This is a genomic window from Bacteroides sp. AM37-9 (genome assembly GCF_003603455.1).
GTDB classification, from domain to species: Bacteria; Bacteroidota; Bacteroidia; order Bacteroidales; family Bacteroidaceae; genus Bacteroides; species Bacteroides xylanisolvens.
In genome coordinates this window covers 1-12,977 of the sequence record NZ_QTNF01000040.1, presented here as the reverse complement: position 1 = coordinate 12,977, position 12,977 = coordinate 1, and the positions used below count along the sequence as shown (strand labels likewise).

The following is a 12,977-nucleotide window of genomic DNA, read 5'->3' as shown; positions in this document are numbered from 1 at the left end:
ATTTATATATAATAGACTATGGTAAAGTTTATAGAATCGGAACTTATCCTATTGAAGAAGGAAATTGATGAAATGTGGACCTTGGTGTACAACCAGCTTGACCGTGCCGGAGAGGCTGTGTTGACCCTCGACAAGGAGTTGGCTCAACAAGTGATGGTTCGCGAGCGTCGGGTGAATGCTTTTGAATTGAAGATAGATAGCGATGTGGAAGACATTATCGCATTATATAATCCGGTGGCGATTGACCTCCGTTTTGTATTGGCTATGCTGAAGATCAATACGAATCTGGAACGCTTGGGTGACTTTGCGGAAGGTATTGCCCGCTTTGTACTTCGTTGCAAAGAGCCGGTGTTGGATGCGGAATTATTGAACCGTCTTCGTCTGGCAGAGATGCAGGCAGAAGTGTTGTCGATGCTGGAACTGGCGAAGCGTGCCTTGAATGAAGAGAGTAATGACCTGGCAGCGGGAGTGTTTGCCAAGGATAATTTGCTGGATGAAATCAATGCGGATGCGACAGGTATTCTTTCTGACTATATCATCGAACATCCGGAAGCTGTACATACCTGCGTAGATTTGGTCAGTGTGTTCCGTAAACTGGAACGTTCGGGAGACCATATTACCAATATTGCCGAGGAGATTGTTTTCTTCATTGACGCCAAAGTGTTAAAACATCGTGGAAAAACGGACGAAAACTACCCGGAAAAGTAATTTTTTGCGGATTTTTAAACAGAAATTAGGGCTCCTTAAAAAATTATCCTATATTTGTCACCTATAACGGACAAGTTACAGGAGATTTTGCTTCAAATGATAATAAATCCAAAGAATTTTCAAAAAGATGTTATATGACATGTTTTATAATTTGGATAGTATCGGTAAAACCGCCTATATTTGCACCGTTATCCTGAAAACAATCTTTTTACCTTAAAAAAAAACTAATACCTATTGAAAACTGAAAAATGGAGCTTTGTGAAAAGCCCCATTTTTTTTTGCTCTTATTTTTTAAGCTCCTTTCTAATTCGTATCTTTGACCCTTGCATTAAGAGAGTATTCTCAATCTTAAAATAGTAAGTAGTAAATCGTAAAATAGTAAATGAAATTATGTTTTCTGGAATCGTAGAAGAATATGCTACTTTGGTAGCACTGGTGAAAGACCAGGAGAATATACACTTTACATTTAAGTGTTCGTTTGTGAATGAGTTGAAAATCGACCAGAGTATTTCTCACAATGGTGTGTGTCTGACAGTGGTGACTCTGACAGATGATACGTATACGGTGACTGCCATGAAAGAAACATTGGAACGCTCTAATCTTGGTCTGCTGAAAGTGGGGGATAAGGTGAATGTTGAACGTAGCATGATGATGAATGGCCGACTGGACGGACATATTGTTCAGGGACATGTAGACCAGACCGCTACTTGTATTGATATTAAGGATGCGGAAGGTAGTTGGTATTTTACCTTCCAATATGCGTTTGATAAGGAAATGGCGAAACGTGGATATATCACGGTGGATAAAGGTTCGGTAACTGTGAACGGTGTTAGTCTGACGGTATGTAATCCGACCGATGATACTTTCCAGGTAGCTATCATTCCTTATACGTATGAGCATACAAACTTCCATACGTTTGAGATTGGCAGTGTGGTAAATATTGAATTCGATATTATCGGTAAGTATATCAGCCGGATGATTCAGTATAAATAGTTGGCTGTCGCGAAAGCGAATTTCAATCGTAAATTGTAAATCATAAAATCGCAATCTTATGGATTTTCTTCAATTGGTACAGGCTCGTCAAAGCGACCGTTCGTATGATAAGGAGCGTCCGGTGGAACCGGAAAAGTTGGAACGGATACTTGAAGCTGCTCGTTTGGCGCCTTCGGCCTGTAATGCGCAGCCTTGGAGGTTTGTAGTCATCATGGATAAGGAACTGGCTCAAAAAGCGGGGAAAGCTGCTGCTGGTTTGGGGATGAATAAGTTTGCTAAAGATGCTCCTGTGCATATTCTGGTGGTAGAGGAATCTGCTAATATTACCTCTCTGCTTGGTGGAAAGGTGAAAGGCAAGCATTTTCCATTGATCGACATTGGAATAGTTGCTGCTCATATTGCTTTGGCGGCTGAAGCCGAAGGGCTGGGCTCTTGTATTCTGGGTTGGTTTGATGAAAAAGAAATGAAACAGCTTGCCGGTATTCCTGCCTCGAAACGTTTATTGTTGGATATTGTCATTGGCTATCCGGCAAAGGAAAAACGCAAAAAGATGAGGAAGCCGAAAGAAAAGGTGATTTCATACAACCGTTATTGATTGAAAAATAATTATATTCTTAGTTCTTTAGGATAAGCATATAACAGAAAGCATCGTTGGTTTAAAAGGAAGAGTACGTTCCTTTTAAACCAACGATGCTTTCCTTTTAAAGGAACGGACTGTTTGTTTAAAACCAGAAGTGTTTTATCTAAAGTATTGATATATAACTTATTATTAATGCCGCTGAATAAGCGGCATTAATAATATAGTATTTATTTCTTTTTTGACAAATCCTTCAGCAAATAGTCTACTGCCGCTTTCAGTTGGACGTCTTCTCCTTTCAGGCTGGCTTCGGACTTATTATAGATAAGAATATCAGGTTGTAAAGTCTGATTTTCGAGATCGTTGCACTGCTTGCTTCCTTTTCCTTATAAATCTTTCAGTAATACTTTACTTGCTTTTTTATAGTATTCTTCTCTGGATTCGGTCAGCACTTTCCATTCGTCGTTGAATTCTTCGTCTTTGTCAATTTTGAAATTCTCGGAACCGTATGTATCCAAACGATCCAATAAGATGGCTACATTCAATTGATTGATATCCATTGACGGTTGATAGCCGATCTCTTCGCTTTTTTCGTCGGTGACTACCTCGTGAATCAATTCTATTTCTTGCAACTGATAAAGTACCTGGTTGGTTAGCCGGATGGGAATCTGATGCTCTTCCGAGATTTCTGCAGCCGTATAGGGAGGCTCGTTCTTCTCAAACCGTTTGGCTATGAGCGACATAATCAGGATGGATATAAAGTCCCGGTATCGTCTGCTGATATTCCGGGTGTCCTGGTCAAAACTAAAACTGCGGATATTCTGCCCGGCATACGTCAATTCTGCTCCGAACAAACAGATTGTCCAAGATATTTGCAACCAAAGCAGAAATAAAGGAAGTGCGGCAAAACTACCGTAAATGGCGTTGTACTTTGATACCCACAACTGGCTGTTGATATACAGGAACTGAAAAGCCTGATAAGCAGACCCTGCCAGAATGCCTGCAATGAGCGCGTGTTTGAATTTTACTTTCGTATTCGGCATGAAGATATACAGCCCTGTGAACATCAGCCATGTCAGGACGAAAGGGATAAGCCGTATCATGAATTTCATTATAGGAGCAAGCAGGACGAAATCATCCATCTGTTTGAGAATGGTACTCATAAACAGAGAAAGTCCTCCGGACACTACGATTAGAATCGGCATCAATAGGAACATAGAGAAGTAATCCGTAATCTTGCGATACATGGACCGTGCTTTTTTCACTTCCCAAATACGGTTGAAGGTGATTTCAATATTGCTGACCAGATTGATAACCGTCCATAACAACATGACCAAACCAACTCCAATGAAAATACCTCCTTTGGTTTGTGAAAGATAGGAGTTGACAAATGAGAGAATGGCCTCTGTTGTTTCTATATTTCCTCCGAAACCATTGCGGAACTGATGTTCCATCAGGTTGTCGAATCCAAAACCGCGTGCCACGGCAAACAGGATGGCAAGTATCGGTACAATAGCGAGCAATGTGCTATATGTCAGTGCGGAAGCTTTATTAGCCATCCGGTCTTTGGTAAACCGGTTGATACAAAGATAGATGGTCTTTATAATATTGTAGAGTGAGAACTTGGTTCGGGTCACTTCATCTTCCGTAATGCGCCAGATGTCATACGTAAGAAACTTCCATATATCGGTGATTTTCTTCTTCATAGTTCAACGGATAATTAAAAGAAAAAGCAGTCAGCCTATAAGCCGAGTTCTGTACCTTATATAAAACAAGGTGTCTGTCATTTATCTGAGTGGCGTGTCACCACGACACTTTAGCGGTCTACCCTCCGACATGGAGCGAGCAACTCTCATAACGCCGGTTTACATGACCTTACAACTCCTAAGACGTACAGCCCGACATGTCACCATGCGGCTGGTGGGCTCTTACCCCACCTTCTCACCCTTACCTCTCCCCGAAAGGAGCGGCGGTTATTTTCTTCTACGTTACTCTACCCTCACGGACAGCTTTCTGTTAGGAAGTAGGATGCTCTATGTTGCCCGGACTTTCCTCCTGCACGAAACGTGCACGCGACAGACCGGCCAACTGCTTTAGACTGCAAAAATACGTCATTTATTTTGTTTTAGCCAAAGAAAGTACCACAAATAGAAATAATTTCTACCTTTGCTATTATTAAAATGAATTTTAATGAAGAAGAATATCCTCCTTTTCTCTTGTTTTCTGGTGATTGCGGCAGTCAGCCTGAAAGCACAGGAAATACGTCCCATGCCTGCCGATTCAGCTTATGGGGTAGTGCATATCTCTGTTTGCAATTTGCGCGAAGAAGGCAAATTTACTTCCGGCATGAGTACGCAGGCATTGTTGGGGATGCCGGTCAAAGTACTTCAATATACCGGTTGGTACGAGATACAAACGCCGGATGATTATACCGGATGGGTACACCGGATGGTGATTACCCCCATGTCGAAGGAACGTTATGATGAGTGGAACCGGGCGGAAAAGATAGTGGTTACTTCGCACTACGGATTTGCGTATGAAAAACCGGATGAAAGTTCTCAACCTGTGTCCGACGTGGTTGCAGGCAATCGTCTGAAGTGGGAGGGAAGCAAAGGGCATTTCTACAAAGTATCTTATCCCGACGGTCGGAAAGCATACATTTCTAAATCTATTTCTCAACCGGAAACAAAATGGAGGGCCTCATTGAAACAAGATGTTGAAAGTATCATTGCGACTGCTTATTCGATGATGGGAATTCCTTATCTGTGGGCAGGAACCTCTTCCAAAGGAGTAGATTGTAGCGGCTTGGTACGTACCGTGCTTTTTATGCATGATATTATTATTCCGAGAGATGCGTCTCAACAGGCTTATGTGGGCGAACATATTGAGATTGCTCCTGATTTTGCCAATGTACAACGGGGGGATTTAGTGTTTTTCGGCCGTAAAGCAACTGCGGAGCGTAAAGAAGGAATCTCTCACGTTGGTATTTACCTTGGTAATAAACAGTTTATCCACGCTTTGGGCGATGTACACATCAGTAGTATGAACCCTGCGGATAAGAACTATGACGAGTTCAACACGAAACGTCTACTTTTTGCCGTTCGCTTCCTACCTTATATTAATAAGGAGAAGGGAATGAATACTACGGATAATAATCCTTATTATAAATAGTCGATAAATGATGTTTGATAGTTATTGTGAGTATTTTGTATAAATATCTATCATCTATTATCTGTCACCTGTCATTTATCACCTATCATTTGTAATTTATCATCTATTAAAGCATGCAGAACAGAAGAGATTTTTTGAAAACAGCGACTTTGGCTGCTTTGGGTTCAGGGTTGGTTGTCCGTCGGACATTAGCCGGAGAATCATCGCTTTCTAACGTCTATATAAATAAGCTCGGTTTGGGAGGAAAGATGAAAATGAGCTTTTTCCCTTATGAATTGAAGTTGAAGCATGTGTTTACGGTTGCCACATATTCACGCACAACGACTCCTGATGTACAGGTGGAAATAGAATATGAAGGAATAACGGGGTACGGAGAGGCCTCTATGCCTCCTTATTTGGGAGAGACGGTAGAATCGGTTATGAGTTTTCTGGGGAAAGTGAATCTGGAACAGTTTAGTGATCCTTTTCAGCTAGATGACATTTTGTCATACGTTGACAGCCTCTCGCCAAAAGACACGGCGGCGAAAGCTGCGGTAGATATCGCCCTTCATGATTTGGTGGGAAAACTGTTGGATGCTCCCTGGTATAAAATATGGGGATTGAACAAAGAAAAGACGCCTTCTACCACCTTCACGATAGGTATTGATACACCTGATGTGGTAAGGGAGAAAACAAAAGAGTGCGCCGATCAGTTTAATATATTAAAGGTAAAGCTGGGACGGGACAATGATAAGGAGATGATTGAAACCATCCGCTCGGTAACGAATCTGCCGATAGCGATAGATGCCAACCAAGGCTGGAAAGACCGTCAATACGCGCTTGATATGATTCATTGGCTGAAAGAAAAAGGCATTGTGATGATAGAACAGCCTATGCCGAAGGAGAAGCTAGACGACATTGCCTGGATAACACAACAAAGTCCATTGCCGATATTTGCAGATGAATCGTTGCAGCGTTTGGGAGATGTAGCTGCTTTGAAAGACGCTTTCACGGGAATTAATATTAAGCTGATGAAATGTACCGGTATGCGTGAAGCATGGAAGATGGTAACGCTGGCTCATGCGCTCGGTATGCGTGTGATGGTGGGTTGTATGACAGAGACCTCGTGTGCTATTTCAGCAGCTTCACAGTTCTCGCCATTAGTCGATTTTGCCGATCTGGATGGTAACTTGCTTATTTCTAATGATCGCTTTAAAGGGGTAGAAGTAGTGAAAGGAAAGATCACCTTAAATGATTTGCCCGGAATCGGTGTCATGAAAATCTGACTTTACTGAATGAATGTCAGAGTGTTAAAGCCATCTGACATACAACGAATGTAAATTTGTCAGGTGCTGTCGTTAACCGCTGTTAAGCTCTAAATATTCTCTGTTAAAAGTGGACAAAAAAGAGTGACAAGTAGAATAAGTGAACGATATTTGTTATTATTTTAACGTCGTAAAAGTTAAAACAATGTCGAATATTAACAATTTAAAGAATTATAAATCATGAAACAGACAACAAAGAACATTCTGGGAGTAGGAGCAATCATTCTTCTTAGCTCAGGAGTTGCAGGATTGACAACTTACAAATTGTTGCAATCTAACGAAGCTGCTAAAGAGACATCTTTTAATGAGATGTTCAAGCAGAATCCCAATGTCAAATTGGCTGCTTTTGACGCTGTGAACGCTCAACCTGTTGACCTGACTCAGGCTGCGGAGAATTCGCTTCATGCTGTCGTACATATAAGGTCTACTCAAGAAGCTAAAACAAGAACTGTTCAGCAAGCGCCGGACATCTTCGATTTCTTTTTTGGTGATGGACGCGGACAGCAGCGTCAGGTACAGTCTCAACCTCGTGTAGGTTTTGGTTCGGGAGTAATCATCTCGAAAGATGGATATATCGTAACGAATAATCACGTGATTGAAGGTGCAGATGAAATCAGTGTGAAACTGAATGATAACCGTGAGTTTAAAGGACGCGTGATCGGTACTGACCCCAGCACCGACCTTGCATTGGTAAAAATAGAAGGTGATGATTTCCCGACTATTCCGGTAGGAGACTCCGAAGCGTTGAAAGTAGGAGAGTGGGTATTGGCGGTAGGTAACCCGTTCAATCTGAACTCTACTGTAACTGCCGGTATCGTAAGTGCGAAAGCCCGTTCTCTGGGTGTATATAATGGTGGTATAGAATCATTCATCCAAACGGATGCTGCTATCAATCAGGGGAATAGTGGCGGTGCGCTGGTAAATGCCAAAGGTGAACTGGTAGGTATCAATTCGGTGCTTTCTTCTCCGACAGGTGCTTATGCAGGATATGGTTTCGCTATCCCGACCAGCATTATGACGAAGGTAATTGCCGACCTGAAACAATACGGAACAGTACAACGTGCATTGCTCGGTATTCGTGGTGGTTCTATCGGTAGCAGTTTGATGGACGACCGTCAACCGATTGATAAATCCGGTAAGACACTGGCAGATAAAGCTAAAGAACTGGGTGTTGTAGAAGGAGTGTGGGTTTCTGAAATCGTAGAGAATGGTTCTGCTGCAGGAGCTGACATCAAAGTGGACGACGTAATTATCGGTGTGGATAATAAGAAAGTATCCAATATGGCCGACTTGCAGGAAGCTCTTGCGAAACATCGTCCGGGTGATAAGGTGAAAGTGAAACTGATGCGCGATAAGAAGGAAAAGACCGTTGAAGTAACGTTGAAGAACGAACAAGGTACTACCAAAATCGTGAAAGATGCAGGCATGGAAATCTTGGGAGCTGCTTTCAAAGAATTGCCGGATGATTTGAAGAAACAATTGAATCTGGGTTACGGTTTGCAAGTGACAGGGGTTTCTTCCGGTAAGATGTCAGATGCAGGAGTTCGTAAAGGTTTCATTATCCTAAAAGCTAATGACCAGCCGATGCGCAAAGTCAGCGATCTGGAAGAGGTGATGAAAGCTGCTGTTAAGTCTCCGAATCAGGTATTGTTCCTGACCGGTGTGTTCCCATCCGGTAAACGCGGATACTTCGCAGTCGATCTGACTCAAGAGTAATATATAAAATAAAGTAAGAAGATTGCAGGATAAGCTAATGAAATAGAAAAAGGATGCCGACAATCAACTTGTCGGCATCTCTTTTTGTTTTATTAGATGAAAAATATAGTGTAAAAGTTACTTAATTTTGTATGTTAACAAATTATTTGTCGTAACTTTGCACTCCAAATCTGTTTTTAAAGAATGAGACAACTAAAGATTACCAAAAGTATCACTAACAGAGAGAGCGCTTCTCTTGATAAGTATTTGCAGGAAATCGGCCGTGAAGACCTGATTACTGTCGAGGAAGAAGTGGAACTCGCTCAACGCATTCGTAAGGGTGACCGTGTAGCATTGGAAAAATTGACACGTGCCAATCTTCGTTTCGTCGTATCTGTGGCTAAACAGTACCAGAACCAGGGTTTGAGTTTGCCTGACTTGATTAATGAAGGCAATTTAGGACTGATTAAGGCTGCCGAGAAATTTGATGAGACACGTGGATTTAAGTTCATTAGCTACGCTGTATGGTGGATTCGCCAGTCTATTCTGCAAGCATTGGCAGAGCAGTCGCGTATTGTTCGTCTCCCGTTGAATCAGGTAGGTTCGCTGAATAAGATCAGCAAAGCCTTCTCGAAGTTTGAACAGGAAAACGAGCGGCGTCCGTCTCCCGAGGAGTTGGCAGACGAACTGGAAATTCCGGTTGATAAAATCTCTGATACGCTGAAGGTATCCGGCCGTCATATTTCGGTGGATGCACCTTTTGTGGAAGGAGAGGATAACAGCCTGTTGGATGTGTTGGTTAACGATGATTCGCCAATGGCGGACCGCTCTCTGGTTAATGAGTCTCTTGCGAGGGAAATTGATAGAGCTCTTTCTACGTTAACCGATAGAGAAAAAGAAATCATTCAGATGTTTTTCGGTATCGGACAACAAGAAATGACATTAGAAGAAATCGGCGATAAATTTGGCCTCACACGTGAGCGCGTTCGTCAGATTAAAGAAAAAGCAATTAGAAGACTTAGACAAAGTAATCGTAGTAAATTGCTCAAATCTTACTTGGGATAAGTAAGGAATATCAGTTTCTGAAAAAAGAATTTGAGTCGCATAAGTCGCACTTTTCATGTAGAAGAATGTACTTATGCGACTTTTTATATAAGTCCCATTCTATAATTTAATCTTGTGCTATGTGAGTTTTATGAAGAAATCTGTTTTAATATCATTTGTTCTGGTTGTTTTGGGAGCAGGGGTGATGGCATACGCAAGATATGCGACATTATCTTCTGACACGGTGCCTGTTAAAATAGAGCAACGTTTGCGTGAAAAAGCGCAGGTGGGAAAGGCTTATTGTGATAAGAACGGGTATAATACAAATTATTGCTTTCTGGTAGATTTCAGTATTCATTCCGGTAAAAGGCGTTTCTTTGTATGGGATTTCAAGGGAGATTCTGTGAAGTATGCAAGTCTTTGTGCGCATGGATACGGGAAAAACAGTACGCTGTCCAAGCCTGTATTTAGTAATGTGGAAGGTAGTTATTGCTCTTCTTTAGGAAAATATAAAGTAGGGATACGGTCGTATAGCAAGTGGGGGATTAATGTTCATTATAAATTGCATGGATTGGAAGCAACGAATAACAATGCTTTTAAACGGTATATCGTGTTACATTCTTATACTCCGATGCCGGAAACGGAGGTGTATCCTTTGCATCTTCCATTAGGAATCAGTCAAGGGTGCCCTGTGATATCTGATGAGGTGATGAGGAAGGTTGACAGGCTGCTCAAGGCAGAAAAGAAACCTGTATTGTTATGGATTTATGATTAAGAAATGCTATTTATTTGAGATAAATCGAGGTAGTCTCTTCTTTTTTGTTACCTTTGCGAAGTTAAAAATTATATGATATGAAATACGTAAAAATACTATTTGCAATTGCACTTGTGTTTACCATGTGCTCCGCTTTTTCTCTGAAAAAAGACCATTCTAAACCGGTTTATGCTTTTGGAATTTCTGCTTCATTTACGGATACGGTAGTCTATTTCACGGATATTCAGATATTAGATAGTGCGAAGGTTAGCAAAGAAGGGTTCTTGGCTCATCGTGAATTATATAGTTATCAGTTGAAAAATTATCTGGAGGATAACCAACTGCAGCAGAATAGTACATGTATGATTTACTTCTCGGAAAACAGAAAGAAGTTGGAAAAAGAAGCAACGAAGATTCTGAATAAATATAAGAAGAATAATAGAATGACGGTATCGCGGATTGATTCAGATAAATTCCGCTTTACGAAACCGGAAGAGTAATAAACAATAACTTTATTGTTAATATAATAAGAGATGCAGGTTTGCATCTCTTATTTTTTTATCTTTGTCCCTGTTATAAATGAGGAATATTATGGAAAAGATTAAAATATTATCGCTTTTGTTCTGTGTTGTAATGTTGGTGGCAGCTTGTCACGATGATGAAGAAGGTCCTATTATACCTCAACCGCGTGAACAAGTTGGGCGCACTGTGTTGGTATATATTGTAGGTGATAATGGCGTTAATGAATTATCTGATCTCTTTAAAACCAATTTTGAAGATATGAAAGAGGGTATGAAAGAGGTAGATTATTCAAAATGTAATTTAGTTGTTTATAGTGAAATGGTTAATGATGTTCCTCGTCTTGTTTCATTAAAAAAACAGAACGGAAAAGTGGTAGCAGACACTCTTTTTACCTATTCGGAACAGAACCCTTTGGCTAAAGAGGTTATGTCTTCTGTTATTTCTCAAACGGTAAGTTATTTCCCGGCAGATAGTTATGGCTTTGTGTTTTTATCTCATAGTTCTTCATGGGTGCCGGCTACCAATGATGCGAATTCTCGTTCAATCGGGTACTATCGTAGAACTCAAATGAATATTCCGGATTTTCATGATGTATTGTTATCTTCTTTTCCTAGACCTTTGAAATTTATTCTGTTTGATTCATGTTCGATGCAGGCTGTGGAAGTAGCTTATGAACTACGTGATTGTGCTGAATATTTTATTGGTTCACCAACTGAAATTCCTGGTCCTGGGGCTCCTTATAGTGTAGTTGTGCCGGAGATGTTTACAGAGAATAATTTGGCTATAAATATAGCTAGTGCTTATTTCAATTATTATGAAAAGTTTTATACTGGCAAGGTACCATCGGTTAATACAAATTGGACGGGAGGAGTTGCAACATCTGTAATTAATAGTGCTGCTTTGGATAACTTAGCTATGGTTGTTAAAACTATTATTCCTAAATATATTCAAGATGCGGGAGTGGTGCAGCGTGATGATATACAGCTTTATGATTTTAGCAGTGATAAAGCAAATTATGATTTTGATAATTTGATTCAAAATTTAACAGGAGGAAAAGATAATGCTGATTATCAGTCATGGCGTCAAGCTTTTGATGAGGCTGTAATTTATAGGAAAACTACACCGAAAAATTATTCGGGAATTACTTATAGTATGTTTTCTATGGAAAAGGCGGAAGGGCTGTCCACTTATATACCTCGTGGAAGCTTTGATTCAAAAATAAATAATTTTTATCGAACATTACAATGGTATTCTGCTGCCGGATGGGATGAGACTGGTTGGTAATTAAAAGTCTGTAATGTACTTGCATAAAGAGGGTATAGATGAACCGAACAAAGAACATGTATGGGCTGCCAATGCTATAACAACTCTTGATTTCAAGGCGGTGAAAGGAGCAATTGTACTTCTGTCTCGCTGAAACTGCAGGCGTTCCCTTATGCAAAAAAACAAAGTTATGAACAGTGAGGCAGGGACAAAGGGTACAGTAGGGACACCCTAATAATTTCTCACACACGTGCGCGCGTATAAATAAGGTGGAAAATGATGAAACGTGGGGAGAAGAAGGAGAGTACGGCGAAGAAGATGCTTCTACTATGACGATGAAGAAGTGCTGCCAGAATATAATCATTCTTTCGCCGACTTTAAGACTGCACTTCAACTTGTGAATCTCTCTACTGCCAAGCCACGCATGTCCTGTTGTTCCTTCCCCTTACAGAAATTAGCCATCTGATGAATGTTGATGATGATGAGAATTTCTTCTTTGGCAAATTGAGAGCAGGTTTCACCCGCGCATAGGTATGGCAGTCGGCATGGGATAAAGGAAAATACTGCACTCACCTGACTGAAACGCCTGACCCAATGCATAGTGTTTATCAATGTAGATGATGAAGAGACTATTTTAGTACGCGCGCGGGTGTGTGTGAAGGGGCTCCCTGAAAAGTGTCCCTTCTGTACCCGCCCGTTATAAACAATGCAGTGATTTGTCAATGCTAAAGCGGTGCTTTACGAGTGCTAAAGCATAGCTTTACGTTCTCTAAAGCTATGCTTTTCTAAGCGCCTCTCTCAATGCTCTACTATTACCCTCACTTCCTTATCTGTTCCTAAACTTTCCTAATCCTATCAAAAATATGTTCTACAACACACTTCTGAATCAGCGTTTTAGCATATTCTTTCAAAAAAACTTCGAAAAAAGAGTTTAATATATTTGGAT

At 40.8% G+C, this 12,977-nt stretch carries 12 protein-coding genes and 1 other RNA gene; 11 read left to right on the top strand and 2 right to left on the bottom strand.

From position 1 onward, the window contains the following. Positions 1-18: 18 nt before the first annotated feature. The 3 genes from phoU (at position 19) to DW862_RS21735 (ending at position 2,296) form a co-directional block, all read left to right on the top strand. Positions 19-708, top strand: a complete 690-nt coding sequence (phoU, locus tag DW862_RS21745) for a phosphate signaling complex protein PhoU (protein WP_004317629.1) — start codon at positions 19-21, stop codon at positions 706-708. Positions 709-1,098: 390 nt separating this feature from the next. Beyond that, positions 1,099-1,701: a riboflavin synthase gene (locus tag DW862_RS21740; RefSeq protein ID WP_008025374.1), complete on the top strand. Its 603-nt coding sequence runs from the start codon at positions 1,099-1,101 to the stop codon at positions 1,699-1,701. A 58-nt stretch (positions 1,702-1,759) separates the two neighbouring features. Continuing rightward, entirely contained in the window at positions 1,760-2,296 is a 537-nt protein-coding gene (locus DW862_RS21735) for a nitroreductase family protein (protein ID WP_120070387.1), read from the top strand. Between the two features lie 368 nt (positions 2,297-2,664). Here the strand turns inward: DW862_RS21735 and DW862_RS21730 are convergent, their stop codons facing one another. Both DW862_RS21730 and rnpB read right to left on the bottom strand, forming a co-directional pair. Then, the gene (locus DW862_RS21730; RefSeq protein ID WP_008025368.1) at positions 2,665-3,984 is read right to left on the bottom strand and encodes a YihY/virulence factor BrkB family protein; all 1,320 of its coding nucleotides are present in this window, start codon (positions 3,982-3,984) and stop codon (positions 2,665-2,667) included. Positions 3,985-4,006: 22 nt separating this feature from the next. Continuing rightward, positions 4,007-4,370: RNase P RNA component class A (gene rnpB, locus DW862_RS21725), an RNA gene on the bottom strand. 98 nt (positions 4,371-4,468) lie between these two features. On the opposite strand from rnpB, the gene DW862_RS21720 reads away from it, so the two are divergent. The 8 genes from DW862_RS21720 (at position 4,469) to DW862_RS26640 (ending at position 12,432) form a co-directional block, all read left to right on the top strand. After that, positions 4,469-5,449 carry an NlpC/P60 family protein gene (locus tag DW862_RS21720; RefSeq protein ID WP_008025366.1) on the top strand — a complete coding sequence of 327 codons (981 nt, stop codon included), beginning with the start codon at positions 4,469-4,471 and terminating at the stop codon, positions 5,447-5,449. A 113-nt stretch (positions 5,450-5,562) separates the two neighbouring features. Further along, a complete protein-coding gene (locus DW862_RS21715; RefSeq protein WP_118408813.1) occupies positions 5,563-6,714 on the top strand; it encodes a dipeptide epimerase in 1,152 nt (383 codons plus the stop codon). A gap of 219 nt (positions 6,715-6,933) precedes the next feature. Next, positions 6,934-8,469 (top strand): trypsin-like peptidase domain-containing protein, encoded by a 1,536-nt coding sequence (locus DW862_RS21710; protein WP_004317638.1) that lies wholly within the window; start codon positions 6,934-6,936, stop codon positions 8,467-8,469. Between the two features lie 183 nt (positions 8,470-8,652). Then, positions 8,653-9,513, top strand: a complete 861-nt coding sequence (locus DW862_RS21705; protein ID WP_002561589.1) for an RNA polymerase sigma factor RpoD/SigA — start codon at positions 8,653-8,655, stop codon at positions 9,511-9,513. A gap of 130 nt (positions 9,514-9,643) precedes the next feature. Next, positions 9,644-10,267, top strand: a complete 624-nt coding sequence (locus tag DW862_RS21700) for a murein L,D-transpeptidase catalytic domain-containing protein (RefSeq protein ID WP_118408815.1) — start codon at positions 9,644-9,646, stop codon at positions 10,265-10,267. Positions 10,268-10,344: 77 nt separating this feature from the next. Continuing rightward, on the top strand, positions 10,345-10,746 hold the full coding sequence (locus DW862_RS21695; protein WP_004310274.1) for a hypothetical protein: 402 nt from the start codon (positions 10,345-10,347) through the stop codon (positions 10,744-10,746). 91 nt (positions 10,747-10,837) lie between these two features. After that, positions 10,838-12,052, top strand: a complete 1,215-nt coding sequence (locus DW862_RS21690; protein WP_120070384.1) for a clostripain-related cysteine peptidase — start codon at positions 10,838-10,840, stop codon at positions 12,050-12,052. Between the two features lie 248 nt (positions 12,053-12,300). After that, positions 12,301-12,432 (top strand): hypothetical protein, encoded by a 132-nt coding sequence (locus DW862_RS26640; RefSeq protein ID WP_256371942.1) that lies wholly within the window; start codon positions 12,301-12,303, stop codon positions 12,430-12,432. Positions 12,433-12,977: the final 545 nt, after the last annotated feature.